At 59.4% G+C, this 25,345-nt stretch carries 26 protein-coding genes; 9 read left to right on the top strand and 17 right to left on the bottom strand.

Going from position 1 to position 25,345, the window contains the following annotated elements; all coding sequences use genetic code 11:
- Nucleotides 1-30 precede the first annotated feature (30 nt).
- The 5 genes from EP837_RS13825 to EP837_RS13805 form a co-directional block, all read right to left on the bottom strand.
- Nucleotides 31-666, bottom strand: coding sequence for a TraE/TraK family type IV conjugative transfer system protein (locus tag EP837_RS13825; protein ID WP_066529749.1), 636 nt, complete (start codon nt 664-666; stop codon nt 31-33).
- Nucleotides 667-680: 14 nt separating this feature from the next.
- On the bottom strand, nt 681-947 hold the full coding sequence (locus EP837_RS13820; protein ID WP_066529746.1) for a type IV conjugative transfer system protein TraL: 267 nt from the start codon (nt 945-947) through the stop codon (nt 681-683).
- A gap of 119 nt (nt 948-1,066) precedes the next feature.
- Nucleotides 1,067-1,381, bottom strand: coding sequence for a hypothetical protein (locus EP837_RS13815; protein WP_066529743.1), 315 nt, complete (start codon nt 1,379-1,381; stop codon nt 1,067-1,069).
- Nucleotides 1,382-1,597: 216 nt separating this feature from the next.
- A complete protein-coding gene (locus EP837_RS13810; RefSeq protein WP_066529741.1) occupies nt 1,598-2,371 on the bottom strand; it encodes a DsbC family protein in 774 nt (257 codons plus the stop codon).
- Nucleotides 2,358-2,642, bottom strand: coding sequence for a hypothetical protein (locus EP837_RS13805; protein ID WP_156518599.1), 285 nt, complete (start codon nt 2,640-2,642; stop codon nt 2,358-2,360). Before EP837_RS13805 ends, EP837_RS13810 begins: the two co-directional genes overlap by 14 nt.
- Before the next feature lie 417 nt (nt 2,643-3,059).
- Here EP837_RS13805 and EP837_RS13800 point away from each other — a divergent pair, with 417 nt between their 5' ends.
- From EP837_RS13800 to EP837_RS13785, 5 genes are all read left to right on the top strand, one after another.
- Nucleotides 3,060-3,476 (top strand): helix-turn-helix transcriptional regulator, encoded by a 417-nt coding sequence (locus EP837_RS13800; RefSeq protein ID WP_066529736.1) that lies wholly within the window; start codon nt 3,060-3,062, stop codon nt 3,474-3,476.
- A gap of 7 nt (nt 3,477-3,483) precedes the next feature.
- Nucleotides 3,484-4,095: a GntR family transcriptional regulator gene (locus tag EP837_RS13795; RefSeq protein WP_066529733.1), complete on the top strand. Its 612-nt coding sequence runs from the start codon at nt 3,484-3,486 to the stop codon at nt 4,093-4,095.
- A 160-nt stretch (nt 4,096-4,255) separates the two neighbouring features.
- Nucleotides 4,256-4,396, top strand: a complete 141-nt coding sequence (locus EP837_RS21040) for a hypothetical protein (protein WP_156518597.1) — start codon at nt 4,256-4,258, stop codon at nt 4,394-4,396.
- Between the two features lie 51 nt (nt 4,397-4,447).
- On the top strand, nt 4,448-5,098 hold the full coding sequence (locus EP837_RS13790; RefSeq protein WP_066529731.1) for a lasso peptide biosynthesis B2 protein: 651 nt from the start codon (nt 4,448-4,450) through the stop codon (nt 5,096-5,098).
- The gene (locus EP837_RS13785) at nt 5,095-6,813 is read left to right on the top strand and encodes an asparagine synthase-related protein (RefSeq protein WP_066529730.1); all 1,719 of its coding nucleotides are present in this window, start codon (nt 5,095-5,097) and stop codon (nt 6,811-6,813) included. Before EP837_RS13790 ends, EP837_RS13785 begins: the two co-directional genes overlap by 4 nt.
- 14 nt (nt 6,814-6,827) lie before the next feature.
- Here EP837_RS13785 and EP837_RS13780 read toward each other — a convergent pair whose 3' ends face one another.
- From EP837_RS13780 to EP837_RS13740, 9 genes are all read right to left on the bottom strand, one after another.
- Nucleotides 6,828-8,870 (bottom strand): Atxe2 family lasso peptide isopeptidase, encoded by a 2,043-nt coding sequence (locus EP837_RS13780; RefSeq protein WP_066529729.1) that lies wholly within the window; start codon nt 8,868-8,870, stop codon nt 6,828-6,830.
- Nucleotides 8,867-11,458 carry a TonB-dependent receptor plug domain-containing protein gene (locus tag EP837_RS13775; RefSeq protein WP_066529728.1) on the bottom strand — a complete coding sequence of 864 codons (2,592 nt, stop codon included), beginning with the start codon at nt 11,456-11,458 and terminating at the stop codon, nt 8,867-8,869. The genes EP837_RS13780 and EP837_RS13775 overlap by 4 nt, the downstream gene beginning before the upstream one ends.
- Nucleotides 11,459-11,534: 76 nt before the next feature.
- Nucleotides 11,535-12,560: a FecR family protein gene (locus tag EP837_RS13770; RefSeq protein ID WP_066529726.1), complete on the bottom strand. Its 1,026-nt coding sequence runs from the start codon at nt 12,558-12,560 to the stop codon at nt 11,535-11,537.
- A complete protein-coding gene (locus tag EP837_RS20530) occupies nt 12,557-13,093 on the bottom strand; it encodes a sigma-70 family RNA polymerase sigma factor (RefSeq protein WP_197486390.1) in 537 nt (178 codons plus the stop codon). The genes EP837_RS13770 and EP837_RS20530 overlap by 4 nt, the downstream gene beginning before the upstream one ends.
- Before the next feature lie 842 nt (nt 13,094-13,935).
- On the bottom strand, nt 13,936-14,796 hold the full coding sequence (locus EP837_RS13760; RefSeq protein ID WP_066529723.1) for a MucR family transcriptional regulator: 861 nt from the start codon (nt 14,794-14,796) through the stop codon (nt 13,936-13,938).
- Between the two features lie 532 nt (nt 14,797-15,328).
- Nucleotides 15,329-15,691, bottom strand: a complete 363-nt coding sequence (locus EP837_RS13755; RefSeq protein ID WP_066531571.1) for a DUF4186 domain-containing protein — start codon at nt 15,689-15,691, stop codon at nt 15,329-15,331.
- Between the two features lie 265 nt (nt 15,692-15,956).
- Nucleotides 15,957-16,841 (bottom strand): phytanoyl-CoA dioxygenase family protein, encoded by an 885-nt coding sequence (locus EP837_RS13750; RefSeq protein WP_066529720.1) that lies wholly within the window; start codon nt 16,839-16,841, stop codon nt 15,957-15,959.
- Entirely contained in the window at nt 16,838-17,473 is a 636-nt protein-coding gene (locus EP837_RS13745; RefSeq protein ID WP_066529718.1) for an acyl-homoserine-lactone synthase, read from the bottom strand. The genes EP837_RS13750 and EP837_RS13745 overlap by 4 nt, the downstream gene beginning before the upstream one ends.
- Before the next feature lie 75 nt (nt 17,474-17,548).
- A complete protein-coding gene (locus EP837_RS13740; protein WP_066529715.1) occupies nt 17,549-18,301 on the bottom strand; it encodes a LuxR family transcriptional regulator in 753 nt (250 codons plus the stop codon).
- 302 nt (nt 18,302-18,603) lie between these two features.
- Here EP837_RS13740 and EP837_RS21035 point away from each other — a divergent pair, with 302 nt between their 5' ends.
- Entirely contained in the window at nt 18,604-18,981 is a 378-nt protein-coding gene (locus tag EP837_RS21035) for a MarR family transcriptional regulator (RefSeq protein WP_156518595.1), read from the top strand.
- A gap of 62 nt (nt 18,982-19,043) precedes the next feature.
- Nucleotides 19,044-19,625 carry an RNA polymerase sigma factor gene (locus EP837_RS13730; protein ID WP_066529713.1) on the top strand — a complete coding sequence of 194 codons (582 nt, stop codon included), beginning with the start codon at nt 19,044-19,046 and terminating at the stop codon, nt 19,623-19,625.
- Nucleotides 19,626-19,667: 42 nt separating this feature from the next.
- Here EP837_RS13730 and EP837_RS13725 read toward each other — a convergent pair whose 3' ends face one another.
- Nucleotides 19,668-19,835 (bottom strand): hypothetical protein, encoded by a 168-nt coding sequence (locus EP837_RS13725; RefSeq protein ID WP_156518593.1) that lies wholly within the window; start codon nt 19,833-19,835, stop codon nt 19,668-19,670.
- A 152-nt stretch (nt 19,836-19,987) separates the two neighbouring features.
- Here EP837_RS13725 and EP837_RS13720 point away from each other — a divergent pair, with 152 nt between their 5' ends.
- Entirely contained in the window at nt 19,988-21,148 is a 1,161-nt protein-coding gene (locus EP837_RS13720; protein ID WP_082919794.1) for an IS110 family transposase, read from the top strand.
- A gap of 618 nt (nt 21,149-21,766) precedes the next feature.
- Nucleotides 21,767-22,651: a DUF7146 domain-containing protein gene (locus tag EP837_RS13715; RefSeq protein ID WP_066529711.1), complete on the top strand. Its 885-nt coding sequence runs from the start codon at nt 21,767-21,769 to the stop codon at nt 22,649-22,651.
- Between the two features lie 86 nt (nt 22,652-22,737).
- Here the strand turns inward: EP837_RS13715 and EP837_RS13710 are convergent, their stop codons facing one another.
- Together EP837_RS13710 and EP837_RS13705 are read right to left on the bottom strand one after the other, a co-directional pair.
- Nucleotides 22,738-23,757 carry an NADH:flavin oxidoreductase gene (locus EP837_RS13710; protein WP_237234893.1) on the bottom strand — a complete coding sequence of 340 codons (1,020 nt, stop codon included), beginning with the start codon at nt 23,755-23,757 and terminating at the stop codon, nt 22,738-22,740.
- Nucleotides 23,758-23,896: 139 nt separating this feature from the next.
- Complete coding sequence (locus tag EP837_RS13705) at nt 23,897-24,919, bottom strand: zinc-binding alcohol dehydrogenase family protein (protein ID WP_066529706.1); 1,023 nt, start codon at nt 24,917-24,919, stop codon at nt 23,897-23,899.
- Between the last annotated feature and the right edge of the window lie 426 nt (nt 24,920-25,345).

The raw sequence follows: 25,345 nt of genomic DNA, 5'->3' as shown, positions 1-25,345 counted from the left end.
CCGAGAACGACGGCGAGCGCGCCGATGGCTTCAGCGTTCAGCATTGAAATTTTCCTCGGTTAGAGCAGTCAGCCAGAAGCGGCCATTGTCGAGGGCGAAGCGGATGTGCAGCGTGCCCCGGAATTTTCGGATAACGCCGCCAATGACGCGGACCTTCTCGACGGGAACCTGGATGTCGCGGTCGGTATAGACGACCGGCTGATCGGCCCGGATGTAAGTGGCGATCGAAAGCGTCGGATTGTCGGCTAGCTCGTCTAATATGCCGTTCAGACTGTCGCGCAGAGCATTATAGGCCGACGGGTGGGCGAGAGTCAGCAGCTCCTGGAATTGGCGATCGGCGGAATAGGCCGAATATGTGCCGGACAGGGCCACGATGTTGCGGGTGATGGTGCGCAAATAGGCGGCAGACGGCTTGTTGCCCGTTACATAAAGGTCACCCGACGCTCCGAAGGGGATGACGATCGTTCGCTGGTTCTGGTTCGAGGAGTAGATGACGATCCCCAGGACGCTGGTTACGCCGAACAGGCCCACCACCGCGAATTTGAGGAGCCGGTTCTCTTCGAAGAGATTGGAGGAGCCCTGCAAATAGCGGTGGATGCCCCAGCTCGACGGTTTGCCTGCGAGCGGGTCAGCGGCTTTCGCAGCTTTCTGTCTGGAAAAGACCATGGGTTTGGGCTCCCTCATTCGAAGAAGCGGGTCTGGGTCGGACCCGGATAATAAGCGAAGCGCAGGAGGCCCCAGCGCCAGGCGAGATGGGGAATGAAACCCCTGGGCTTAGTCCGCTTCCAGGGGATGAAAAGGAGAAGGGAACAGAGGAGCGACCAGCCGATCACTCCGCCCACGATGACCGCGACAAAGATGGTGGCCATGACCAATATGAATTCATCGGAGCCGAACCAGAGGATCTGGACGGGGCGGTGAAGATATTGGGGGAGACGCTCGTCCATGTCCCTTCTCCTCCTGCTTCCCGACACCCCGCAGGGCATCGGTCCGGGAACCGACCATCGGCTCCGGTTGGTTTTGCCGGCGCGGACGGCTTGTCCGCGTCGGCCTCGTCAGACGGGTGTCAGATGGTCATGCCGAAGGTCTGGAGGATCGAATCCGCCTTGATGAGGCAGACCGCCGCCACGATCGTCGGGATGCCGATCATGATGTTGGAGAAGAGGCGCGAGACCCCGAAGAGAAAGGCCGCGACCCCTCCCACAAAGCCCAACGGACCCTTCACGCCCTGGTTCACCACGATGTCGTAAATATCGTAGCCAAGGTCGCCCTGTGCCGGCGCCGAGAAGGCATGGGCCGCGCTGCCGATAACGGCCAGCAGCAGGAGGGCCACACCATAGTCGGCGGCCGACGCGAACCGCTTTCCCAATCGCATATTCATGTACTTACCTCCTTTGAACCGGGCCGTCCCTCATCTGCCTGCCGGCCTCGATCGAAATCGCTGTCGGCCGATGACGTTGCTGGACAGCCCATCAGAGGCTGCGCCATCGGCATTTCGGTCCATGTCGTGGTTGGGTCGGCATGCCCGTAAACTGCCGCCGGCCCGGCCGAGATGGCCGCCAAAATTCTTGCGTGACGCCGGACTTGGCCGGCCGAGCTATTTGCCAGCACTGGCTATGCCCTGTTTTTGGCTGAGCCAGGCCTCGATCTCTGCTTGCTGGAAGCCCGAGAGGAGTTTGCCGCCAAGGATGAGCGTGGGCGTGCCGGAGAGACCGACTGCCTTGACTGCGGCGTCGTGCGCGGCAAGGTGGGCATGGCCCTCCGGGCATTGGTCAAGCCTGGTTGGCGCCGCACCGCTATAGATGGCCCGGAACGTCGCCGCCTTGTCCTTGGCGCAGAAGATATGTTCGGCCTTGGAAGCGGCGGTGGGATGGATGCCGCTGACGAAGAAAATCACCCTTCGCACGGGCTTTCCCTCAGCCGCCTTGGTTGCCCAGAAACGATCCAGGGTCCGACAATAGGGACAGTCGGGATCGGTGAACTCGATAACCTCGGGTGCGCCGGGCGGTCCCAATATGAGGGCCTTCGACCGATCGACACCGGCCATTCGCTTGCGGGCTGCGGCATCCTGCGCGAGCGCCGTCACATTGACGCCGCTGCGATCATAGATGGCGGCAAAGAGGATATGCTCGCTCTCAGGCGCATAATAGACCATCCGGCCGCCGGCATTGGCCTGATAAATTGGCCCCTTGATCGGCGAGGGACCAAAATCCTCGAAGGACAAGTTGGTGAAGGTCTGTTTGAGCTGCTCCTGCGCCAGCGCTGCTGCCTTCGAGAGCGACCGGGTTGATGGTTCCTGGGAGAAGGCGGTCCCGACAGCCGCAAACGACCCAAGCAGGACCAGGCCGAAGAGGGGCTTAGTGCACTTCATGCGCCGCCTCCGTCCTCGATGCGGACGAGCCGGCCGGGAGTGGCAGGGCGACATGGGCGCCGAGCTTGAAAGTCAGCCGCTGGTCAGGCTGTTGCACGCCAGGAGCGCGAGAGGCTTCTCGGATGGAAAAGTCACCGCCTTCGGCAACGACATGCTGGCGTGGCGTAGCAGAGATTGGAAGCCCATCGTCGCTATGCCCTTCTGGCCGGGAGAGTGTGGCCGCATGGACCGCAAGGCTGGTCGCAACCAGAGAGGTAAAGGCAACTATCATCGCGAACTCCCACATTTGGGGCGAAGCTCCATTCTGCCTCATGTTCGACACTAAGGTGGTCACAAGGCATTTGCGCTTCGCATCTTGTCTCGATGAGAGGTGGATGGCCGAACGGAACCATCGCGGCAACCACGGGAGCATTTGAGTGCGCAAAGCGCATTTTGCTGCCCAATGCGCACTACAGTGCGCAAATCTCGATCATATTTCCTCAACGGGCGCATCGATTGTTGGGCGGCGCTACTTTGCACGGCGCATTTAGGTTGGCCGGGCAGTGGTCGTGCGCAGGGGCGAAGTCCTTGATTTCGCCGGACGAAGACTCGCCGGATCGGCGACACTTTATGTTGCGGTACTGCGAGCGCTGCTTATGGTCCGATCACAGGGATTCCATGGCGGCTCATTCTCCAAAGAAGGGGGCACATGTCACCAGACAAGGCGACTGCGCTAGCGAATAGTCCGCTTCTCAACTTCGTGAAGGAGTTGTCCGGAAGCCGCATCGAACAGGCGCGTAGACGAAACGGGATCACGCAGGCGCAGTTCGCGCGTGAGATTGGCATCAGCCGACGTTGGCTGCAGGAAATCGAATCTGGAAATCCAAGTTCCCGCCTCGATTTTCACGTCGTCTGCGCTGAACATCTCCAGCTTACGACAGGCTATATATTTTTGCCGTTTCTATTCCGTGGGCACCAGATGGAGTTTCCTCGCGAACTGACATACGGCGATTACCACGATATCGAGCGCGAATGCATCGACCTCATCGCGAGGCGAAATCTTACGCGGATGAAGCAGAAGCTAACGCCGCGCTGGTGGTCGCCGCAGCTGCCCGAAGGTGCGTAAGTCATCAATGCCCGCACCCGAGCCGATCACGCATGATCGCATCTACCGGACAATGAAGGCCGACATTCTCGGCGGCCACTTTACATCTGGCGCCAAGCTGACGGCGACGAAGATTGCCGGCCGGTATGAGGCGAGCATTACGCCCGTGCGCGAGGCGATCTATCGCCTGGTAGGCGAAGGTCTCGTCGAGATGACGGTCGAGGGCTTTCATGTGAAGCTGAGCAGCCGGGATATGTTGCTCGATATTCTTGACCTTAGCCAGAAGCTGCTGGTGGTGTGTTTGCAACGCTGGAGCGGGTCGCCGGCAATGAGGGTGGACGATCAGCCGCTCGCGGCAGAGCCCACTGCTGAAGAAGCCGTGCAGCTTCTCGAAAAAATTCTCATCACTCTCTTCGTCGCCTCCAACAACAAGGCCATCCTAGCCTGGGGCGAACAGGCGAATGAACGCCTGAGATGGATTCGCACATATCAATGCCGCGGCAGCAGAAGGGCGCTGCTGGAATGCGTTACCATTCATAATCTTGCGCAGCAGCACGATCGTGTGCGTCTTCGGCGACAACTTCTGGCCCATCATCGTCGCTGTGCCCGCACGATCGTCGAGCATTTTTTTATCGAGTGATGATCTTATTCAGACTGGAAATCTCGGGCGTTAGTGACGAATTCCAAAAGAACTTTCGGTCGCTTGCGCCGGATCGGCGCTTTATAAGCTGCGATATATATCCGTCGCTGAACTACCTTTTGATGGCCGCACCATTGCGGCTGTTATGAGGAGTGAAACGATGCGTGACGACGAAACGGTCGGCCAGTCCGACATCATCGAACTGGGTTCGGTTACCGAACTGACCCGGGGTCCTTTCGGTGTCCAGGAGGACATTCTCACCAACCAGGCGCTGACGAGCATGGGCCTCGCCGACGAGTGAAGGGGAAGGGGCACGCAGCCGCGTGCCCCTTTTCTTGGCAAGGAGGGTGCGGTGGGATTTGTCTTAGCGGATGGTCTCTCATACGGCGTCGGCGCAAACCAGGCGATTTTCCTGGCAATCGCCAGCGACCGCTATTTTTGTCTGTCGCCAAAACTCAATGAGGCTTTTCTGGCGCTGGCCCAAGGGCAAAATATTGATCAGCACCATATTAAGAGCCTTATTGCGGATCGGATTATTTGCGATGCGGTCGGCGATAACGATATTCGCGCCGTCCGCGTGCCGGTGGCTGAGCGATCGCTCGCGACCCGCGCGGCGCGGTACACCAGGGCTGTTCGGTCGCCGGTCGCCCTGTTCGATCGTGTATATGTAAAACGGGTACTGGCCAAGAAAGGGCTCCCGCGCTTGCTCACACAAGATCTGAGCAATCTCCTTTACGAACGGAGCGAACGGGGAGCAGACGATATCGCCCAGATTGTCGAGGCGGTTCACGCCGCAGGCCGGATATTCGGGGCGAAGGATCAATGCCTATCGCAATCCTTGTTGATCCGACGCCAGATGCAACGCTGCGGCTATGGCGCGGCGCTCGTTTTCGGAGTTCGTCTCCTGCCTTTCCAGGCGCATTGCTGGCTTCAGCGCGGCGTCACCGTACTGGACGACCATCATGAGCATGTCGCTCAGTTTACCCCGGTATTCGCGTCATGATGGCAGAGCGCTATCTTGTAGTGGCGGATAGGTCGCCTGGCGCGCAAGGTCGGATCGCGGAGGCCGGGCTGCTGACGGTCTACACAAGCGATCGAGTGGCGATTGGCATTTCGCCTGGTCTGCCCTTCACGCTTCTGCCCGGAGGTGTGGGTGTGATTATGGGCGCCTTCTTTCCTCGCAAGGGCCGCGAAAGGGCGCTGGATAGCCTTCTGAATTGGGAGGCGACCGGGCGGACGGAAATGCTTGAGGCAATCAGCACCCATTTCTGGGGCTCCTATGTGCTCGTGTGTGATAGTGCAAATGGCGACGGTCCATTGGTGGCCCGCGACCCTTCTGGAGCACTCTCTGCCTATTACAAGGCTGTGCCGAGCGGCCTTCGTATCAGCAACGATGTCAAGCTGCTCGGCAATCGCTTCACGATCGCCAGCGACCGGGTCCGCGACCTCATAGCCTCGGACGGCTATTATGCGGAAGAAACCTGCCTTTCGGGCATTTTCGATTTGCGGCCGGGGATGGCGCTGACGGGACTGGTCACCCAGCTGGTCGAGCGTCCCTTCTGGTCCCCCTGGGATCACTGCCCTGATCCCCGTGAGCCGGGGAATGCGCGGGCGGCCGATAGCGTCAGAGAGGTGGTGTGCGATACGGTCGCGTCGCTTTGCGCTGCCTATGAGCGCCCGCTGGTCTTCATGTCGGGAGGACTCGATTCTTCAGTCGTTCTCGCTGCATTGAAGGCCGCCGGCCGCGCCGCTCATTGCCTGAATACCTACACTGCTGATCTGTCTGGAGACGAGCGCGGTTTCGCGCGGATCGTTGCCAGTTCCTTCAACTATCCTCTGGAAGAGCAGTTTCTTGATCCTTCCCTGGTGGACTTCACGACCTGCGTGGCCCCTCATCTCCCCCGGCCCAAGAGGCGGCCTCTCTTCCAGGCGATGGGCAAGCTCGCCGCCCCCCTTGTCAGAGAGATGGACGCCGATGTGCTGGTGAATGGAAGCGGTGGGGACCAGGTTTTCTGCTCCACCCAGTCGATGAACGCGGTGATCGACAGCCTAAACGCCCGCCGGTCGCTGCTCGCCACCCTGGCAACGTTTGAGAATATAGGTGAACTGACAGGCTGCTCTCTCGGTGAAGGTCTCAAAAGCATCTGGAAGCGCTTCCGGCGGCCGGCACGGCATGATTGGGCGATCAATACGGATTTGCTGGCTCAGGCCGAAAAGGTTCGACTTCCGAGCCATAGCTGGCTCGATTGCCCAAAGGGTACGCCCCCGGGAAAGGCATTCCATGTAGGGATGCTGCTCCGCGTCCAGGAGAGTATCGAAAGTCCATTCGATGCTGACGGCCCGCCGATGCTCAATCCCCTGATCGCGCAGCCGATCGTCGAAGCCTGTCTTCGCATTCCGACCTGGGCTTGGGTGCGTGGCGGGCGCAATCGCGCGGTCGCGCGTGAAGCCTTTTCGTCAGACCTGCCGCCAGCGATTTTAAACCGAAAGGCAAAATCCGGCCCAACCAATTTCTCTTCACAACTCCTGTCGAAATATCGTTCGCAGATGCGGGAAATGTTGCTCGGCGGGGTCCTCGCCGAGCAACAGGTGATCGATGTGGCAGCGGTTTCCAATGCTTTGGACAATGTCATGCAGCAAAGCGGACCGCGCAGTCTAAGACTGCTTCAACTCGCCGACACCGACGCCTGGTGTCGGCATTGGTCTAGCCTTCGTTAGATTGTCATGCCCCGTCAGCCCGCCTTGTTCTCGGCCATGGGCTTCCTGTCGCGCAGCAGCGTCCATCGCTTTGCGGTCTCTGCATCCCGTGGCACGATGCCCTTCAGCCAGAAGTCGAACCAGGCGATATTGCGCTCATAAACGGCGAGGCGGTGGGCAGCTTGCCACTTGATATGCTGCTCGTCCGGGAAGACATAGGCGTCGACCGGTTGACCAAAAAAACGCAATGCCCGGATCGATACCAGGGAATGCAGATATTCGGCGTCGGCAAGATTGAACAAAATGGGCGTGGAAATCTTCGCTGCATTGCGGGAAACCGACATATTGGCCCAGAAGGGCTGATCATTGTCCGACAGGAGCGGGTAGCCACCTGCCTCGAAGCCCTTTGCGCCGCGTTCTCCCAACAGGGCCATCGAACTGATGGGTTCTTCACAACAGTGACTCACGGATGCTGCGGCAAAGAGATTGCTGTTGATGAGCGAGAACCACAGGATGGACGCTCCTTCGCTCAGGCCCGTGATGGCCCTCCGTGTCGGATCGGTCAGGCCGAGCCGCTCGACCGTCGCGATGCCCGCTTCCAGGGAGGACTGGATGCTGCGCCGGTTCGCCCAGTTTTTCCGGTTGATCGCATTATATTCCGCCTGCGAGCTTGTCTTTACAAATGATGCAATGTGTCGGGGTTCATCGAAGCTCAGAACCGCATAGCCCCGTGCCGCCAGAGGTTGGATCGGATATTCATCTCCGGTGCCCCCGCGAAGAAACCCGCGGCTGCGATAGGTTGTGACGATCAGTGGAAGCTTCCCGCCTTTCCGGCTTTCGGGCGGAAGGACAAGATCGCCATAGGTTTCGATGCCGCGATCATTGCTCCAGAATAGCCGGCGAACCGGCCCCAAACGGAACTGTTTGAATTCGGGGTTCGGATCGAAGACCAGGCTTGTCGCACCTGTTTGCGGATTGAGCCTGATGATCCTCCTCGGGACGGTCGCTTCCTCCTGTGCGCAGACCAGCATATCTTGAGCAGGCTCGCAGCCCAGGAGAAGACCAGCGGTTCGGAAACGCTCGATCACCTTGCCCTTGTCGAGCCGCCATTGATACAGCGCCATGTCGCCATTGGCGCGGCCCACACGCCGGAGGAATAGAAGAGATTGGCGGTCGGCAGCCTGCCATGCTGCGAGAATTCGTCCGCTGCAGGCGGCATCCGGGCAGCTTCTCGTTATTCCCGCCTTCCGGGCAAGCTCCTCAATCGACACGGCCGCGCCCTGATCAACAATGACAAAGGCCAGCCAATGCGGAGGGGGCGTTGGCGCTGTCCCGACGTCCTCTGACTTTGTGAAAGAAGATGTCGGGAATGGACTGACCGGGATGGCTTCATTACGCTGGGGAAGGGGCGCTACGAAAAATGGACGATCTCTCGTGATCGGAACAAAGCGATCGTCGAGATGATAGCCCCGGCGTGCTTCCTGGGCATCGGCTTGTTTGAGAGCAGTCAGATCCTCGAACGTCACGTCAATTACGCGCGCGTCCTTCACCCATTTCAGCGCGACCACATTGGCAGGACCGGTGGTGACGGCGCGCGATCCTCCGCCCCCCGCGTCAGCAACCCAGGCCTGCACCTGGCCGTCTACCTGCTTGAGGTACGCCAGCGACCGTCCGTCGGACGACCAGGCAGGTTTTATGGCCTTGGCGTTGCCCGAAGGGTAGGGCCCAAGGTCCCATTGCGGATCCTGCCGGAGGATCAACTCGCCGCCGCGATCGACAATGCGGGCCTCTCCATGCCCGTCTATGGGCATCACGATCATGGAAAGGCAGTAGCTGTTGCTGACAGGGTCCGCTTGACGGATCTGGAAGGCAACTTGCCCACCGTCAGGCGAAACACTTAAGCCAACATCCGATTGCGAGTCGGTTGGCTCACCGAAATCGCGCAGACGGGCAAGGTCGTCTGGGGTCATCAACCGGCTGACGGCGGCCGAAACTTTGCTTTGGGGAACATCAGCGCAAGAGGGCTGCGCCGGTGCGGAAATTACCGAGGCGGCGAGCGCGAGAAGGAGGCCGGTCACCAGCTTTTCTCCACGGTAAAGCCGACATAGCGGCCGATGGCGGAATAGTTGGTCGAATCAAAGGCTGGGACAAAGGCGCTCGATGTTCTGATGCGGTCGGGCTTGGCATTGAAGATGTTGAGGACCGACAGCGCAAAGCTGATGCCGGGCAGAGTGGTCGAGTGCGGCTCATAGCGGATATTGGTGTCGACCGTGGTCATGGAAGCGACCGTTGCAACGGCGCCAAAGCGCCGGTCTTCAAGGCTGTCGGTGTAATTCACATAACCTGCGAACATCAGCTCGCTGATTTGCCAGGCTACACCAGCGCGAGCGCGCCAACTGGGCGGACGGAACACCGTGCCGGCGAGCTGCTCTGGGGCCTGGCCCGGCAAGAGCTGTTGGCGGCTCTTGAGGTAGGACATCGAAGCTGAAAACTGAAGATCGCCAATATCCCTGGTCTTGAGATGATATTCCAAGGCGAGATCGACACCCTGGATTTCCTGCCGCGCGACGTTCCTGCTTCTATTGTCGATAATATAGGCAACGCTTGCAGGATCGAACGGCCGGCCGGAATTATTGAGCAAGCCGCCAGTCGCCAGTGCGAGCGCACTTTCGACCTGCGCGATTGTCGGATCGCTGGTGATGATCGAACTGTACAAGGGGTTCGACAGCGCACCCACGCGGCTTGCAATCGGGGTGACCACCCGATCTTTGTAATCGGTATGGAAATAGCTGAGCTCGACTTTGAGCCCCGGAATGAAATGCGGTTTGACGGTGACACCTGTCGACCAAGTTTCCGCCTTCTCAGGATCGAGATCGAGATTGCCGCCAGTCAATTGCAGGACCGTATCGCCTGCCGAGCCTGTTGCGCCATAAAAGCTCGGCAGATCGATTTGGCCGCGTTGGATCAGATAGAGCTGGCGAAAAGTCGGGGCCTTGAAGGATTTCCCCCAACTGGCCCGGAAAGTCACATCGCCGACGGGAGCGTAAACCAGACCAAGCTTTGGCGTGGTCACATTTCCAATTGCCCGATAGCGCTCATGCCTCAGTGCGCCCGTCAGCGTCAGACGATGGATCCCCGGCACATCATTGTCGGGTGAGACGATAGGAAGATTGGCTTCTGCGAAAACATAGGTCGATTTTCGAGTCTCATCGAACGTCGTTCCGGGAAGGATCGCGGTCGGTGTGACTGTCCGAAGCCGGGAGTTAAGGCCGTTGTGGCGAAATCCTCCACCCGCCGCGATCTTCGCCTCGCCGCCGGGGAGTTTGAACAGACTTCCCGCCAGGTTCAGTTCTCCAAGCAGGATCGAGTTGGCGTATCGCGCCTCACTGGTGCTCACGCGCACGCCGCCGGCATTATAGCCCGTCGCGACACTACTCTTGTCTTCGCCATAGGTCCCGGTCAGCGAGACCGACCAGCTTTTCGCAAAATCCCATGCAAGGCGCGGCGTAATCACGAACGATGAGAGGCGGGACGACGTCGGAAAACCTGACTGGCGATAATCCGCCGTCGGCGTGAGGGCGGTCGCAAAAAAGGAGGTGCGGTGGTTGTACAGTGCATCGAGATCGAAGGTCAGATCCTTGCTGACCTGCTGATGTCCGGTGAGCGCAATGGCATGATGTTTCTGCTCAGGAAGCAGAGTGGTGCTGTGATTAAGATTGCTTCCATAGCTTCGTTCGCCGGCCTTGATCGACGTGTTTCGACCCGTCTCCGCGGCAATGAGAAAACCGCCATTGTTCCATCGACCGCCAGTGACAGCGGAATATTGCTGTTCGACATCTCCTCCATCCGTCGCCGCTCCAAGCCGCGCCGATAGATCGAGCCCTTCGAAATCGCGTTGCAGGATGACGTTCACGACGCCCGCGACGGCATCTGAACCATAGATAGCGGATGCGCCCTCGGTCAGGATTTCCACCCGCTCGACAGCTGCCATGGGGATGGCGGAAATGTCGATGGACTCGATCCCGCTATCATAGGCCAATCGCTTTCCATTGAGCAGCGTCAAGGTCGCATCCGCTCCGAGACCCCGTAAATTTACGCCGGTCGCGGAATTCACGTTCAGGTCGGCCGCGGTCGGACTACCCGCAAGCACGCCGGGATTCTGGCCACCGTTGAAATTCTGCGGCACTGAGCGCACGACGTCGCCCAACTGATATTGGCCGGCATCGCGCATCGCCTCTTTGGAAAGCGTGATGAGGGATGCGGACGGCTCAGCACCGGCGATGCGCGTACCCGTGACAATGATGGCCTCTGATTGGCCGTCACTCGGGGCTGCGGCTACAGCGTGGGCGCGCTTGTGAACGACAGCACTGCCTTGCGCATATTCAATCTGAAGCGGAGATGTCTGCTCCAGAACGGCAAGAGCCTGCGGCCCGGTCATGCGCCCCTTGATGGCAGGAGCCACCAAATCTCCGATTTCCTGCGCATCATAGAGGACCTCCAGGCCGCTGGCCTGGGCAATGGTCCGCAGGGTCGTTCCCATGGACTGCGACGGAATGTCAAAATCGGCGACGATATCCTGCTGCGCCGACGCGATGATGGGAAATGCCGCTGTATTGACGCTTACCGAGGCGAGGAGAGTCGGCAGGAGTTTGCGGGTAATACTCATAAAGCCCCCTTCGGCCCGGCTTGTTCATTTTGCCGGGCTCATCGGGCTTTCACGCCTCAGTGAGGGCTCCCCCTAATCATGGACGAAATCTTTTTTGGTCCTGCCGACGTCGCAAGATGATCCGCTCCTTGCCCACCTCTCGCTCCAGGTTAAAAAGAGCGGCAAGCTTGATACTTAAAGCCTTGGTGTTCTTCAGCGAGAATATCCCAGAAACGCGCAACCGCTCTGTCTCGACATCGCCGATCTCGATGGGCAGATCGGCGTAGCGGTTGGCCTCGGTCACAACGTCGATCAGCGGCTCATCATGAAACTCGCCTTTCGCCTGTGTCCACAAATTTGGTTCGTGGTCGGCGATGGGTCGAGGGGCTTCCAGGCGAGGGGCAAAGGCTGTCTGTTCGCCCGGGCGCAATCGTTGACGTGAAATGACTCCAGAACTGGCCACGGTGACATCGACCGCGCCCCGGAGCAGAGCTACCGATACTTTCCCACCTTCGGCGAGACGCACGTCGAAGATCGTGCCGCGCGCCGTTACCGTTCCCGCGCCGGCGGCTACGTTGAAGGGCCGTTGTTCATGAGCAACCTTAAATCGGGCACGACCGCGCACAAGTCTCAGTCGCCGGTCTGTTGCGGTGAACGATACCTGCACCTCGCTGTTCGTATCGAGGAGGATAGACGATCCATCGGGGAGAGCTACGCTGCGTATCTCGCCGATGGCGCTCGCAACGGTGAAATGATCGAGTGATGCATGCTGCAACCGCCCGGACTCCTGGCGATCGAGCGCTGTATGGAACATCAGCTTGGCCGAGATTGTACCCATGGCAATGAACAGAGCGATCATGGCGAGCCCGCGCTTGCCCGGGCGCAATCGGGGCTTTTCATTCGCGCAGTGTCTATCAGGATCATCCACTCTCCCACTGTCGGTGAAAATCTCCGATACCTTGTTATAGGCCGCCCGGTGCAATGCGCCGCGGGCTAGCCAGGCCTTGAAATAGGGCTCATGCGATTTTGCATCAGGGCCGCGCATTTTTGCGAACCAATCTGCCGCATCGTCATAAAGCTGATTGCCCAGGGGCGCGATCGGATCCGGTCTCTCGTCGGTCATGCCTGATCCACTCCCCTCACAAGCGCCTTCAACGCCGCTGATATGTGATACTCGATCGCCTTGACGCTCAGATCCATCTCTTGCGCTATCTCGATATAGGTTCGCCCGCCCAAGCGATGCATTAGGTAGATGCGTCTGGTTTTCTCAGGCAGTTGGTCAATAACCCTTTGATATTGTCGCTTCACGTCTTCAGCCTCAAGGTTTAATGACTGCTCTGCGGGCGACGCAAACAGGCTGCCTTCATCGACTGGCACGTCGCTGACAAGCCGCCTCCATCTGGCATCGCGCCGCATGCTGCTGAGGAGCAAATTCCTGGCGATCCTGAACAAATAGGGGAGGGGGTCTCCCTCGATACTGGCGCGGGACAAACGAAGAAATGCGTCGTGCATGAGATCCTGTGCCTCGGCTTCGTGCCGTGTTCGACGGGAGAAAAAGCGCAGGAGGCGCCTAGATTCATGCCGATAGAGCGCCTCGATTGTGGCCGCCGGCATGGGCGCGCGGCCTCCACGGCCGTCTGGAACAATGTCATTCATTGCCTGGACACCTTCCAGGCACTGCATCGCTGCCCAATAATGGGCAAAGGCGCGAGATGAACATGAGATACTGCTACATGCCGACACGAACCATCCGGAAAACCGGACCAGTCCGCTCATGCTGGTGCCGCCGTTCGCTCTACACCATTAGCGCAGGGCTTTGATCCGGTACGGCCGCTCGGCCGTCATGGACGAGCGTGATTGATGCCTGACGAGAAAATTCACGAGTGGCCGCCGGCAGTCCGATCTCGCTTCATCAGTCTGCATAGCGGGGCGGCAGTGTCAAGGGATGGGGGGCATAGCCGTCCTTTGTTACCGATACATCATCTGCTTCATAGGCTCTATGCGTCGGGGTTCCATCATGGGATGACCCAGGGTGATGACGATGTCGCTGGAAGGTTTTTGCTTTTTTCGTAGGCGCAAACTGCAATCTTCATCAGTCCTTGCCGCGGCAGAATATGCCTCAAATGATGTTTCCCCGGACGATAGACGCCGCTGTCGCGGTCGAGGTAAATTTCACCATTGGCCTTGGAACGGACGAGGGGTGCGCTACTACGTCGTCACCCTGCGAAACGCCGCGTGTCATGCTTGCAGAGCGGTTAAGTGACGCGTCCAATGCCAGGATTGATAGGACTTCTCAGCCATGCGCGTCGTGGGGAGGCAAGCGGCATTCGTATACCGCACTCTTGGGTGACCATCAGCGCCATCAATCAGAAAAGGGGGGTGCTCAATGAGCGATGGGCCAAGATGCGGGCACCATTGCGGAGGCATATAGCCCCTCGGCAGCTTTCGAAAAATCCGGGCAAGGGGAGCGAGACCGAAGGCCGCGCTCCCGCTCTGTATCAGGCTTTCACTGGTGCGAGTTCGCTTGCCTTAGAAGCCGGCTCTGCTTTCTTCGTAGCGGATCTGGCCGGTTTCGATGCGGGAGCGGCCTTGGCCTTTGCGTCGACCTTTTCAGCCTTCGGAGCAGCGATTGACAGGCGCTTGCGCGCTTCCTTCTTCACGGCGGCAGGCGCGGCACCAGCGGTGATCGCACCGCTCGCAATCATGGGAGTGGCCTTGGGCTGGGCATCTCTCGTTTTTGCGGTCTTTTTCCCAGTGGCCATGGTAGGTTTTGCGGCGACCTCCAGTGCCTTAGCCGCAGGATGAGCGGCGCCGGTAGCAGGCGAGACATTTGCCTTTGCAGACTTCTTCGCCGGAGCGGGAGCCGCTTTCTTAGGGGCCTTCGTCGTTGCCGCAGCCACTGCAGTTGATGCAACTGCCAGAGCGGGTGCAGCTTCGACGGGCTTGGCAGCGACGACTGGCTTTCTGCCCAGTCCGATCTTTTCCGCGACAGCGCGGCGCGAGTCCGAATAACTTGGCGCCACCAGCGGATAGGTCTTCGGCAGCTTATAGCGCTCGCGATACTGTTCGGGCGTGAGGTTGTTCGCGGCCAGATGACGCTTCAAAGTCTTGTAAGGTTTGCCGTCGATCAGGCTGATGATGTGTTCGGGCGAGGACAGGCTCTTGCGTACCGACACAGCGGGCGCAAAAATCGGGGCGGCCGGTTCCTCGACCGCAGGCGTCGGCACAACAGTAAGCGCCGCCCGGGTCGTCTTGATCAAGTCCGCCAGGCTGTCGCTCGCGACAGTGTTGTTGGAAACAAATGCGCTCACGAGCTGAACAGTAAGAGCGGTAAGGTCGGTCTGATTGTCGTCTGCCATGTTGTGGACCCATATCAAAAGAATGTTGCTGCTATCTGCCCGCAAAGACCTCAAATGTAAATATCGCGATCTGGTTTCGCTTCAAGACCGGTTTTGGGTGGTAACGTCTCACTTGCGAAGATTTCACCTCAGCTAGGTTCCGGGCCATTTTCGAACAAATCGAGAATATAGCTTCGAGGAAGTTTAAGGCGAACTCGTCAAGGCCATCATGTGGTGACGGCGGCGATGATGGTCATAGCTTTGAAGCTTTTGCTGTTGCCGTCGAAGCGGGATGCCCCTTTTGATGGCCGCACAGGGGTTCAGTGACGTCGACTGAAAAGGAATGCCGCGGTCGTGCATGACTTGGACCTTATCATCGGTCTGACGGGACGAAGGGTGACCTTCCGCGCAATCATCGACACAAGGGCAGCGGTTGCTGCGGGCAAAGGAAAAGCAAGAACTCCATTGAAAATGTGGATCGGTCGCTTCGAGTAAGGCATCGTTTAAAACCTGACGTTCCGAGAACAGCTATATTTTGTGCGGTACGCAACGGCTATTGGGATGGTCCATATTTGGAGCGAAGCCAATGTTCGATGACGCCCACGACATAGGTCTGCTGCTGAGCGCTCAGTTCCTGCCCCGGTGGAATAGCATGCCATTTGGACAGACAATCGCGGCAGCAGGTCGCCGTGGCATGCTGGGCTATGAAGACAGGGTGCCCGCGCATCGGCGTCTGCTTGCCGTCATTCTTTGGGGCTGCCGGGGCAAGCCGCTTCCCGACGAAGTCTGCGGCATGGACAAGGACCGTTTCGATCCCGCGTTCCCGAAGATAGGCTTCGTCCTTCGTGTTCAGACGGAAACGGGAGCGGAAAGACGACCTCGCAAGCCGCGAAAAAAGTGTGTCTAGGTCGTACATGGCTTGGATATAGATCGTGCGGCCCAATAGTCACGCGCTCGGTGCGAAGATCAGCGCCATGGCTTACGGGTGGCGTTCCGCGTTTGATACAGGGAACGCCGCCCCTATTAGCCGTTCAGCCGGTCATTGAGCGCCTTGGCGGGCGTGTTACGAACTTCCTGACGTGCTCATCGGTGCCCTTTTTTGGAGAGACGAGCGCTGGTATTTGTCGCGGCGCCCCATCCCAGTCGGTAGCGAATGAAGGGTGAAGCACTCGGATTTGCCGTTAGCAGGCTGGCCGTTGAGCGTGGAATGCCTCAATGAGGGCAATCTGCTCGGCAGCGAGAGCATCGACGGCTCCGTTTTGCTGTAGACCGCCCAACAGTTCGGATGGGCACCGGCCCTCGACATTTCCCAGATTGGGGCGATGGATCTGGTAGCCGACCAATCGCGCAAGATCGGGCGTGAAGCGCCGCGCCTTTTCGGGCGGGTAGACGAGAGTCTGGATTTCATAGGGCTTGAGCCACCCCAACGCATAGCTAACGATCATTCCCCTGCGCGCCGCTGCGGTCCGGTTCGCGCCCCCACAGTGTAGCGTCGACCCCAGGAACAGGAGCGCAGAGCCGGGTGCGATTTCCAGCGATGTTGCCTGATCCGGAGCGATCAAATCTTCACTGCGGCGCCGATGACTTCCCGGCCATAGTAGCGTGGAGCCATTTTCCGGCCGATACTCTGTGAAAGGCCACATGACATTCACCAGATATTCGGCTCCGTGGTCGCATGGCAACATCCTGCTCACAGGCCACATGTCCTGGTCGCGATGGGGCACCTGCTGCTCGGCACCTGGACGTATCTCAATAGCCTGGGTGAGATTGAGCTGAATATTGTCGCACCATGGCCCAAGGATCGCCTCGACAATCTCGACAATGAGAGGATGTTGTACGAACAGGGCGGACAAGGGGGAGCGATCCAGCAGCCCGCCGAACCGGACCGTGTCAGCGCCGTAAAAGGGACCCTGTGACGGCTGTGTGGCTGCGAAGCAATCGCCAAGATCTGAGGCAAGTCCCTGGACAAGTGCTGCGGGTATGACATTGTCCACGACGCAATAGCCCTGCGTCATCAAAATATCGATGTGAGGCTGTGCTGCACTGCTAATGGGTTCGTGCTTCATTGAACGCCCCCCTCGCCAAGCGCCGCATCGACGTAGGTTTGAACCGGCGTCTCGTCCCAGGTTCCCGCCTCCGCCATCAGGCGGGGCGTTTCCTCGTTGATCGATATCTCTAAGGCGCCGACCATTCCGCCCGGGTCGAACTGAGGAAGGCCTAGCGGCCTGCATTGCCAGCCATAGGCCATGACCTCAGGGAGATACCAAGCGTGCGTCACGCAGCAATAGCCGCTTATGCCATTTCGCAACGCGAACTGAACGGCGGAGGTCAGTAACCGGTTGCGGACACCGCGACGCTCCGCCGCGCGAATTCGAGGACTGAGGCACAAACGGGATAGCTCCCAGACCTGACCGGACCTTGGCGCCTCGGTATCGCAAAGATGCTCGAAGAAATCGCCGATGATCGTGGGCCGGTCGGTGGGCAGCAATCGCATGGATCCCAGATGCGTTCCATCCGGCTGCCCCACGATGAGGTAAAGAGTATCGGGACCATCAAACTGGTCTATCTCGAACTTGCCGTCCAAAACCGGTAAGTCCCAGCCCAGCAGATCGATGAAAACCCGTTTGCGATCCCGATACATGTCGGCCATGAGCGCGTCGGGCACGCGCGCAGATACACCCTGTTCAAAAGACAGCATCTTCGTCCTCCTGCTTAAGAGATTGGCAGGATGTGAAGGATCGTGATTCCGCGCTATTCCCTGAACAGGGGTGCTTTAATGCATCCGCAGCATGTCCCTGTAGCTCAGTTGCCCATCGAACAAAGCGCGCACGACGAGCAGTGTCCTTTTGCCCACGTCATATTTGCGCATCGCGCTTGAAACATGTTTGTGGATGGTATCCTCCGAAACTCCAAGGATCTTTCCGATCTCCCAATTAGTCTTGCCCGAGCCCACGAAAACGAGACAGTCAAGCTGGCGCTGCGTGAGCACGGGTATTTGGGAGGTCGATGCGCCGCCCTGCTTGGTGATCCGGCGGGCGACCTCGAAGCAGAATGTCCCGACCAGTTGGGCGCTACCGATAAGATCGGCGGTGAGTTCAATCGGATGGTCGCTGGCGAAGGAGCAGGTCCCACGATATTCACCCGCAAGCTGAAGCGGTACGGTAAAGCCATCCCGCAGGCCGTGCGCCCGTGCTTCGTGCAATATCCGGCGCTGACGCCGGCTGAGACGGATGATGTCGGGCACCTCCCGCCAACCAAAGCCGGTCAGCCGGCGATTGCTTGCAGCCAATATCGGATCGTCGTGAAAATAGCGGTATCGCAAAATCCGCTCCATCCAGCTGTCCTCATAACCCAGCAATGTGATCGAATGCGCGGGCGGCCGCACCAGATCGACGTGATGGAGTAATGCATACTGATTGAAACCAAGTTCCCTTGTCATTTGGTCGAGCATATCGCGAAGGCCGGTCTCGTCCGTGATGGCCCGGCAGCTGTCCATGAACTCGATCATTTTTGGTGACATGAGCATCGGTAAGTCCCCTGTTGCCTAAAACTAAGTAAGCATCTGCGACCCATCCTTTCGCGGGCAACTGCATCCAATCACCCCCTTTCAGGGAATGGGCGGAAGCGCGGCCGCGTGAAATATTTGTGACAGTTTTGCTATGGGGTGAATAGGGATGCGCTGGCCACTGGGAGATAAAATTTTCGCCGTATCGGCGACAGTTAAGGGGATTTACGGCATGGGTGAGGTCCTGGCGTTTAAGCTCGTTGCAGCTTGCTTTCAGCCTTCCTGCCTAGCTGATCGTTCCGCCACATATCGCCGGTGATGAGGTGGAGCGGAGCGACGACAGCCGGCGACATGAACGCCGGGTCGAAACATGCCTCAATCTGATTGCCAATCGCCACCTCGTCGGCAGGCATATCGGATTTGACCTGTGTGCCGATCCCGCCTGGGACATGCTGCTGGACCTCTACATCTCCGAATGTCGAGGCCGTAATATTGCGATCTCCAGTCTTGCCAGCGCGGCCAATGTGCCACCCACAACCGCGCGAAGTGCGATTAGAATTCTTCGGAAGCGGGGCTGGGTATCCCGTGAAGCGGATACACTCGATGGAAGGCGCATCTATATCCGCCTGACTGAAATGGCGAGATCGGCCCTGGTGGAAATTTTCGATGCGGTCGCCGATAGAGCGGACACTGGCCTGTGACATCCTGACGTCTGGGGGAGGGGAGAGGGAGGAAATGGCGGACCCTCAATCGGGAGTTCGTCATGTCATCCAAACCTTCCAATCAAACCGCCTCCAAGGGCGTCGACCCAGGCGAGACTAATATCGCCTTCGGCGGCAGCCCGATCCACCTTGGGCCCCTTCTGCGGGAAATCGCCGCAGCCTTGCGCAAGCCTTCATTCGGGCGCTTCTGGCCGATGCAACGACGACGCTATGCCGCGCTTGCCGACAATATCGATCGCCTCCTGCAGCAGCAGGCGCCAACTCCTCTTAGCCTTGCGACGGCCGAGGCAGTTCAACTGGCGGACATTCCACCAGGCGTGCGCGTCGATGTCGGACAAACAAATGTCATGCCGACGGCTGCGGGGGTCTGGGTTCACGCCCAGTTTCTGGTCGATTGGAGCCTCATCCTGCCATCGTTGCCGAATTTCGCCCGTTCTCGCTACGTCGAAGCAATCGCGGCATTACCGGAAAGGCAGCGACAGGTGTTCATGCTGCACCGATTTGGGGGCCTCGATCTCAACGAAATTGCCAAGCGCCTCGATCAAGATATATCGGCCTGCGAGCGCGCGCTTGCCCAAGCGCTTGCCAGCATCGCTCGGCATATCGATCAAATCGATCAATAAGGGGTTATGCTTAGAGCATGGCTTCCACGGACGGCCATGGAGTTAGTCCGCTTGCTGATCGGGCTCCTGCTCCCCGCGAACAACGTCGATGGCATGCTGCAAACGCATAGCCCCAAGAGCATCGTCCATCGCGTCTAATTCCACCAGCGCCTGCTCCATCAGCTTGATCGCGCTTGATCGTCTTGCGGTAGCATCTTCGATTGTGACCATGTGAATTTCCTCTACTCTCAGCCGGCGGCACGCCTTGCTCATGAAGGATCAAGGCGTGCGGCCCCTGAGAACCGGGTGTGGTTTAGCTGAGGTCTTTTCTCTCCTGCAAGTGGGCGCACGATGATGCTGCACGATAGATGGGAGATGAAGCGATGACAAAGAAGATCACGAACCCCGAGATCCTGGCGTTCCGGGCGGCGGCGGAAGTGGACCCGGCATGTGGCCGCGTCTGGGTCGGCCTTGATGTCGGCCTCAAGTCGACATCGGTGTGCGTGCTGGATCGAGACGGCAAGGTCGTCCACCAGGTTTCGATGAAGACGCACCCGACCGAGATCGGGCGCTACTTGGCGAAGAACTTCACCTCTAATGTGGTGGTCGTCGGCATGGAGACGGGCGCGATGTCGGCGCATCTCGCCGGCGGGCTGCGCAAGCAGGGCTACCAAGTCGCCGTGATGGACGCGTTGCAGGTCCACCGGGTGCTGTCCCTCAAGCGCAACAAGACCGACACCAACGATGCTCGCGGCATTGCCGAGATCACACGCACCGGTCGCGACTATCTGACCGAGGTATACGTGAAGAGCGCAGCCTGCTTCGAGGTGCGCGCCCAGCTCATCATGCGCCACCGGCTGGTCCAGCAGCGCCTCGCCAACGAGAACATGATCCGCGGCCTGCTGCGCGTCTATGGTGGGCGGGTCGAGCCTGGCGCCAAGTCATCGGCTACCTATCGCGACCGTGTCGTCGAGCAGTTGCTGATCATCCAGGATCGCGAAGGCATCAACCTGCGACCGCGCATCCTACCGGTGCTCGACCTGTGCGAACGGCTCCAGGCGGATGCCGTGCGGATCGAGACCGAACTGGAGGCACTCGCTGCCGCCAATCCGGTATGTCGGCGATTCATGGCAGTGCCCGGCATCGGCGCCATCACCGCCCTGTCGTTCTTCACCGCAATCGAAGAACCATCTCGTTTCCGGCGGGCTGACGATGTCGCCGCCTATCTCGGGCTCACGCCGCGCGTGTACCAGTCCGGCGAGAGCCTGACCCATGGCAAGATCAGCAAGATGGGGAACCGATTGACCCGTACGCACATGGTCAATGCCGCAACAGTACTGCTGTCGGCGACCAAGACCTTTTCGTCATTGAAGGACTGGGGCGTCAGGCTGGCGAAGAAGGTCGGGTTCAACAAGGCGAAAGTGGCGGTTGCCCGCAAGCTCGCCGTCATCCTGTTCGGCATGTGGCGCGACGGCACTCACTTCCAGTTCAAGACGGAGACCCTCGAGCCGCATCGCCAGATGATGCAGACCGCCCGAGCCTGATACGATTTTACGCCATCCGTCCCATCGGACGGTACGATCCTCCCGGGAGGCGGAGGGACCGGTGACTTCGATTCTAACGTTGGGGCAGCGATGACCCCGAGCAACGGTTGTTGAAGCGCCACCCTTCGATACGAACCGACCCCATTGCGGCATGCGACACTGATGAAGGCTGCATCAAGACGGCAGTCGCATGACCCCGGAGAGACTGTTGCGCCCCGGGTCGATCGACATGCCGATGTGACCATTGCCAGAAAAGGCAAAGCATGATGAAGTAGCGACACCAATGTCCCGCCCTGCCGCAGGGACCTCAGCTAGAGAATGTTCGAAACTCGCCAGCAGACGAGCGCAAGCGCCTTTAGCCGGATGGCCTGGACATACGCGCCCGCCATCCGGTCGAGGGAGCATTCGACCGGCCCTACTGGTGCGAGGTTTCGACGCCTCGGCCCGCCTGTGGACGGACGCGGCAACTAATAATCGAAAATGCCGTAAATCCAAGCGCTCTTGTCATTGGCCCGGACCCAACCCGCCGGTGTCAATGGCATGGCTAGCTGCCCACGGCGTCAGAGGCCGGTGGCAAACACCTCATGAACACGTCCAACCAATCAGGAACCACCTCAGATGAGCACGCATCTTGACAGGATCGGCGAGTCCCTCGTCCGCAAGCTGGGCGGCCACTGGAGACACGGAAAAGGCCTGTGCCGTTGTCCCGCCCATCCGGACAGAAGGCCCAGTCTTTCGATCCGGGTCGGGACCAGTGCGCTCTTGTACAAATGCTGGGCCGGTTGCGATACACGCGATGTCATTCGCGAAATATTGAGGCTCGACGGGAAGGCTCTCGATAGCATCGAGGAGGCCGGCCCGGCTCCTGCGTCATTCACGGCAGATCTATGGCGTAGGCAGCGTGCCCTGCATGTCTGGGACGCGGCGCGCCAATTGAGCGGCACGCCTGCGGAAATCTATCTTCGTCGCCGGCGTATCGCGATCTTGCCGCCCGCTTTGCGCTTTCATGCTCGAACGCCACTCGGCGGCGGCGAGAGGCTGGACTACCGCCCGGCTATGATCGCGGCCGTGCACGAGGGTGACCGCTTTGTCGCCATTCAGCGGACATTTCTTGATCGCGACGACGCCCGCCGCGCGCGCGATCTGATCGACCCCCGAATGATGCTCGGACGACCGCATCGGGGTGCTGTGGTACTGGCACCGTCTGGTCAGACACTTGGCCTCTCTGAGGGTGTCGAAACCGCGCTTTCAGCGATGATGCTGTTCGACATCCCCGTGTGGGCGGCACTTGGCTCTGAGCGCCTGGACCAGGTCGCAATACCGACCTATGTGACCCGCCTCGTACTTTTTCCCGACAATGACATGGCGGGCGAGATCGGCGCAGCAAAAGCCATGGCAGCCTATGCGATGCCCGGCCGCCAGATCGACGTGGAATTTCCGCCAGCGCGGTTCAAGGACTGGAATGACGTCCTTCTGGCGGGAGGGCAGGGAGTGGGCAAGTGATGATGGCGAGTGCCCTCACAACGGTGCTGGCCCCGTCAGGAGACTGTGCTCATGACCGCGCGCGGTCTAATGGTAGCAGCCGCCGGTCAGGCCCTTTCGGCGACGAAGCCGGGCCAGCTGTTCATGTAGGCGATGAACGCCTCGGCCAAGCCTTCGTCGAGTAGATGCTCGGCAGTCACTGGCAGCGGTGGCGAGTCATAGCCACTATCATCGCGTACGCGTTCCGGAAAGTCGTGGCGCAGTATGGCCGCCCGGCCGATTGACACGAAGTCGCAACCGGCCTCGATCACGCTGGCGGCTGCGGGGCCGCTCATCACCTTGCCCGCTGCGCCCAAACGAACATTGCCCCGCGGTAGATCGGTAAAGCAACTGAGCAACGTGCGTCCCTTGAAGCGTTCGTCCTCCGGCTCCTTGGTCACGTCCCACAGCGACAGGTCGAGATAGTCGATCTTGTCCTGACGCATTATCTCACCAGCCACCGCGATGATTTCCTCAAGGCTTTGTTCATAACGCTCGGGTGAGAGACGAAGGCCGATCTGAAAATCGGAGCGGCACTGCGCACGAATGCCCTCGATGATCTCGAACAACAAACGCGAGCGGTTCTCCGAGCTGCCGCCGTAACGGTCGGTGCGCTGGTTCACCTCTGGCGACAGGAACTCGGCCAGCACATAGCCATGCGCTCCATGCACTTCTACGCCGTCGAAACCGGCCTTTTCGGCACGCACGGCTGCTGCGATGAAGTCGTCGCGGAGCGTCTCTACCTCATCCAGCGTCAGGCCACGTGCACCCGTCTCGGGATTGTCCGAGGGGCAGACCGGCGTGCCGACCAGATCCTTGGGCGCGCGATAGCCTGCATGATGAAGCTGCACGGATGAGATTGCCCCGCGCTCCTTGATTCCTGCGGCCAGCCTCGTGAGGCCCTCGATATGTTCGTCACCGAAGATACCGAGTTGGCCCGGAAAGCCCTGACCGACAGACTGCACATGCGATGCGCAGGTCATGACCAGCCCGAAACCGCCGGTGGCGCGCTTCGTCAGCCAATTATATTCCTCGTCCGACAGGCGGCCGTCCGGATGGCTTTGTTGATTGGTCATCGGCGCAAGCATGAAGCGGTTCCTCATCGCCGGACCATGGGACAAGGAAAGGGGAGAAAACAGGTCGGTCATGAGGTTCACTCGACTGGAGAATAATTAGCTTTTCCTAAGCACATCTTAGGTCCGAAAAAGAAGGAATTAGGTCAAACGGTTAACTAAGCGACGGGAAGCCGGCGAGCGCGACCTTGCCTATCATTTGGCCGGTTTCGACCAGGCGGTGCGCGGCTTTCAGGTGCGCGGCATCGATCGGCCCCAATTCCTTGGTCAATGTACTGCGCAGGACGCCTTCATCGACGAGACGCGCAATCTCGTTCAGGATGTTGTGCTGCTCGATCATGTCATCGGTCTTGTAGATGGAGCGTGTGAATACCCCTTCCCACGCGACGGTAATCGACTTCTGGCGCAGTGGAACAATGTCAAAGGCCCGGACATCATCGATCAGGCATAGAGCGCCTCGTGGAGCGATGATCTTGGCAATTTGCGCCAGGTTGTTGTCGCTGGCAGCCAGGCTGGCGACATAATCGACACAGCGTACACCGATCCTCGCCAGTTCCTCATCAAGCGGCCTGTGATGATCGATTACGTGATGGGCGCCCAAACCCTCCGCCCATTGCACCGTGTCGGGCCGCGATGCAGTGGCGATGACCTGAAGGTTGGTGAGTTGCCGCGCCAATTGGACGAGCATGGAGCCTACGCCACCTGCGCCGTTGACGATCAGGATCGATCTTCCGGCATCCTTGTGGCGCGAAACCCGCAGGCAATCGAACAGGATTTCCCAGGCGGTGAGCGCGGTGAGCGGCAGTGCTGCCGACGCCGCCCAGCCAAGCGACGACGGTTTACGCCCCACTATACGTTCATCGACGGCGTGCAATTCGGCATTTGTCCCGGGCCGAACGATGGTTCCGGCGTAATAGACCTCGTCTCCCGGAGTGAAAAGGGTGACCTCAGGGCCGACGGCTTCCACAATGCCCGCCGCGTCAAAGCCGAGGATCATCGGCTGTCCACCGCGCGGCTTGGCGGCGGCGCGCACCTTAATATCCACCGGGTTGACCGACACTGCGTGGACCCGGACCAGAAGGTCGCGAGGACCGGCTACAGGATCGGGAACTTCGATGTCGAGCAGGGCATCGTCACGGTCGATGCTGCCGCTCTCTGTGAATCCAATCGCTCTCATTTCGAACCTGTCTCTATCATCTTTCAGGGCGGATAGGTCCACCCCCTGCCAATCTGCAACCTTACTAAAAGCGAATGATAGCTTACGTGCCTTAAAGGTCAGCCATCACTTTGCAACGCATTCTATCGATCACTCTATCAACGCGACCTGGATTTCATCTCCTATTCTCGCCGCCGGTAATGCCATGCCTGCTTCAGGCATGCTCATCGAAGCGCGGGTCAGATCAACTCGACGAGCGCTATGCCTTGGAGCGGTAGTTGAACCGACAGCGTCGGCCGTTCCGCTCAGCTGGAAGCCGATCGCTGCCCTTTGACTCTGCGGCCCCCGCATGGCCCTTCAGCCGCTACGCCGTGCGGCACGAATGCAGTTTTGCTGTGAAAAGTCGATAAGCCGATTCTCTGTATCTTCGGCTTCTGCTTTGGTCTC

The organism is Sphingobium sp. EP60837, assembly GCF_001658005.1.
Classification (GTDB): Bacteria; Pseudomonadota; Alphaproteobacteria; order Sphingomonadales; family Sphingomonadaceae; genus Sphingobium; species Sphingobium tyrosinilyticum.
Note: the sequence above shows the minus strand (reverse complement) of the source record. Positions and strands in the feature narration are given on the sequence as shown.